Consider the following 2,216-nt stretch of genomic DNA (forward strand, 5'->3'; position numbering starts at 1 on the left):
ATGAAACAAACGTCACTGGTGGTCAATACTATAGTGATGACCAAGGCAACTGGTATTATAAAGATGCCAGTGGTAAAAACCTCGTAGGCGAACAGACTATCGATGGCCAAAATGTTTATTTCCGCAGTAATGGGCAACAAGTTAAGGGGCCTTTACTCGATAGGAATAATAATCTATTTCGTTACTACGATGTTGATACTGGGCAACTATGGACGAATCGATACCTTGAATCCCAAGGTAATTGGTACTATTTAGGTAAAGATGGCTATCCACTCACTGGAGAACAAACTATCAATGGTCAAGAAGTCTACTTCGATTATAAAGGTGTTCAAATCAAAGGTGACTTTAGCGGAGAGGACTATAGCTATCCAGATCAAACTTTCTATTACGACTCTAACTCTGGTGCAAGGGTCCGAAAAGAAGGTCTAGTTCAGAATAAAAAAGGCCAAACCTTTTACATCAAGAACGATGGTTCTAAATTTACAGGAATACGTGAAATTGATGGTAATATCTACTATTTCAAAGCACGTGAAGCTGCCTCTCCTGTTGATACCGGCGTCCTACAAAAAGGAATCAGCATTTTACTAGAAGAAGGGCAAAATTCACCACGTACTTATGGTTTTGGTACCCCTACTAATATTACCCGTCGCTACTATTTTGACTCAGTTACTGGTCAAGCCGTTAAAAATCGCTATGTCCAAGAAAATGATGGCTGGTACTATTATGGTGCAGATGGAAATGCTATTCGTCCTCAAGATGGTGAAGTCAATATAGACGGTCAAATCGTTTACCTATATGCTAATGGTCGTCAAGCTAAGGGAGAGCTTGTTCTCGACAATGGTGTTCTTCGCTACTATGATCCTAATTCTGGAGCACGCGTCTCTAACACCACTCTAACAATTAATGGTATGACCTATCGATTTGATGAAAACGGCGTAGGTATGGATGCTCCTAACCCAAATGGTTATTATAGCGACGATAATGGAAACTGGTATTATAAGAACGTAAATGGAGACAACCTCACTGGTGCTCAAATCATTAACGGTCAAAAGTTATTTTTCCGCGACAATGGTCAACAGGTTAAAGGTGCTTATGGTGATTCCTACGGTGATTTATACGCATTCTACGATATTAATTCTGGAAATCTTGTAACCAATCGTTATGTTGAATACATGGGTAATTGGTTCTATGTAGGTAAAGACGGTAAGCCAGTCAAGGGAGCTCGAAATATCGATGGACAAGATGTCTTCTTCAACTATCGAGGGGTACAAGCTAAAGGAGGATTTGGTCAAGATGGCGTCTATATGCCTGAGTACTATTACGATAAAGATAATGGTCGCAAAGTAACCAAAGCTGGGTTTGTTAAAGATAACAGAGGCTTAACTTACTATCTTGACGAGAAAGGTAACAAAGTCCTTGGACTTCATGAAATCAATGGTGATTTATATTACTTCCGTCGAGGAGGTGCCTATAAGTACACCCAACTGGGTGACATGTGGCAAGACAGTATTAATTACATCGATGGTAAAATCTACTACTTCGGTCATGACGGTAGAGCAATTAAAAATCGTTTCTATCAATGGGGTAATTACTGGTACTACTTCTATGCGGATGGTTCAGCAGCTACTGGTGCCGTTCAGATTAATGGACAACAACTTTACTTCGATAAAAATCATGGTAGACAAGTTAAAGGCGCTTTTGCACCAGATGGTCACTACTACGATGAAAACTCTGGTGAACTCGTCACTAACCAAACACGTACTATCAAAGGTGTAACTTATCATTTTGATGAAAATGGTAACGCGACTAAAGTTTAAGCTATTCCTTACTTTAAGAAAACTTTAGGCTCTGCTCTATATACTATAATCATCCTAAAACTTTTCTTTTTCATAATCTCCTTATCCAGGGCACAGGTCCTGGATTTTTTTATTTTTTAAGTTCCTATGATTGCAAAAATTGTGACATTTGCCATTTACTCGCTTTCCTATGTAATCGTTTTCTTATTTTTGTCTAAATTTCTTATTTTTTCTTGAAAGTCTCTAAAATAGCGCTATAATAGGACTTAGGAAATGGAGGAAAAAGTATGAAAGTACATTCTAATTTTACTGGACCTAAGTCCAAAAAACGTTTGATTGCATTCTCATGTGCAACTGCTCTTGCAGGTTTTGCCCTCATCGCAAAGCCTGCCTTCGCTGAGGAAGCTAAAGCTGATAACT

Annotated in this window: 1 protein-coding gene; it reads left to right on the plus strand. The window is 38.8% G+C overall.

The window, feature by feature from the left end; translation table 11 throughout:
* A partial coding sequence (locus tag HMPREF3112_RS06170; protein WP_070438687.1) for a glucosyl transferase occupies window positions 1–1,817 on the plus strand: 1,817 nt, incomplete at its 5' end.
* Window positions 1,818–2,216 lie beyond the last annotated feature (399 nt).

Origin of the sequence: Streptococcus sp. HMSC10E12, from assembly GCF_001807855.1 — a bacterium.
GTDB lineage: Bacteria > Bacillota > Bacilli > Lactobacillales > Streptococcaceae > Streptococcus > Streptococcus salivarius.